The sequence below is a fragment of the Enterobacter cloacae complex sp. IR5384 genome, assembly GCF_049237265.1.
GTDB classification, from domain to species: domain Bacteria; phylum Pseudomonadota; class Gammaproteobacteria; order Enterobacterales; family Enterobacteriaceae; genus Enterobacter; species Enterobacter cloacae.
Map to the genome: position 1 here is coordinate 1 of NZ_JBMKHJ010000093.1, position 1787 is coordinate 1787.

Annotated in this window: 1 protein-coding gene; it reads left to right on the top strand. The window is 64.0% G+C overall.

Annotation, left to right across the window (positions count from 1 at the left end; translation table 11 throughout):
• Positions 1-1787 (top strand): Ig-like domain-containing protein (locus tag ACOTX3_RS25965; protein ID WP_421634999.1); only part of this gene is annotated, 1787 nt, incomplete at both ends.

Genomic DNA, 1787 nt, shown 5'->3' on the forward strand with positions numbered 1-1787 from the left:
GTCACTGACGCGGCGGGCAATACCGGCACCGGCACCCATAGTGTGACCGTGGATACCGGTCTGCCATCGGTTAATTTCAACGCCATCAGCGATGACAACGTCCTGAACGCGGTGGAGAAAGGCCAGGATCTGAACGTCAGCGGCACCAGCGCCAACCTGGCAGAAGGCACCGTGGTGACCGTGACCCTGAACGGTAAAAACTACACGGCCACCACGGCGGCAGACGGTACCTGGAGCCTGACGGTTCCGGCCGCCGATCTGGCGGGTCTGGGTCAGGCGAACTACACCCTGAACGCGACCGCCACCAACGGCGTGGGCAACAGCGTGAGCAACAGTGCGAACCTGCTGGTCGACACTGCGCTGCCAACCGTCACCATCAACACCGTGGCGGGCGACAACGTGATTAACGCGGCGGAAGTGGCGGCAGGCCAGACCATCAGCGGCACCGTGGCGAATGCCGAAGCGGGCAACACCGTAACCGTGACGATTGGCGGCAACAGCTACACCGCGACGTTGCAGAGCGATCTGAGCTGGTCCGTAAGCGTGCCGTCCGACGTTCTGACCGCGCTCGGCAACGGCAGTCTGAGCGTGAGCGCGACCGTCACCAACGGCCACGGCAACACCGGTACGGGCGAACGTGACATCACCATCGACGCCAACCTGCCGGGCCTGCGTGTGGACACCGTGGCGGGCGATGATGTGATCAACACCATTGAGCACAACCAGAACCTGATTATCACCGGCTCCAGCGACGGGCTGACCCCAGGCACCGCACTGACCGTGACCGTCAACGGGAAAGACTATTCCGCAACGGTGCTGGCGGACGGCACCTGGAGCGCGGCGGTCCCGGCGGCGGACGTGAGCACGTGGCCGGAAGGCACCGTGAAGATCAGCGTCACCGGCGACAGCACGGCGGGTAACCCAATTACCATCAGCCATGATGTCACCGTGGATCTGGCAACGGTGGCCATCAGCATCAATGCCATTGCCACCGACGACGTGATTAACGCGGCGGAGAAGGGCCTGGATCTGGTGCTCTCTGGCGCCACCACCAACGTGGAAGCCGGGCAGACCGTCACCCTGAGCATGGGCGGTAAAATCTATACTGCGCAGGTCGATGCCGATGGCAACTGGACCGCTACCGTGCCAGCGGCGGATCTGGCCGGTCTGAAAGACGGCGACGCCAGCGTGCAGGTGAGCGTTACCAACGTCAATGGCAACAGCGCGTCGGCGGGTCGCGAGTACAGCGTGGACGCCACCGCGCCGTCCGTGACCATCAACACCCTGGCGACGGACGACATTCTTAATGCGGCAGAAGCACAGGCCGACCTGACCGTTTCCGGCACCAGCACCGCGGAAGCGGGCCAGACGGTGACCGTGAGCCTGAACGGCAAGGACTACACCGCAACGGTCGGTTCAGACGGTAACTGGACGCTGAACGTCCCGGCAGCGGATTTGGCAGGTTTAGCCGACGGCAGCGTGACCGTTACCGCATCGGTCAGCGACAAGGCGGGTAACCCGGCGTCGGTTGATCACAATCTGACGGTGGACGTGACCGTGCCTCAGGTGACCATCAGCACCATCGCGGGCGATGACGTCATTAACATCGCAGAACACGGCCAGGCACAAATCATCAGCGGCATTGCCACCGGCGCGGCGGCGGGCGATAAGGTCACCGTAACGATTGGCGGCCAGAGCTACACCACCGTGCTGGACGCGGCGGGCAACTGGAGCGTGGGCGTACCGGCCAGCGTCATTTCCGGCCTCAGCGACGGCAGCGTGACCGT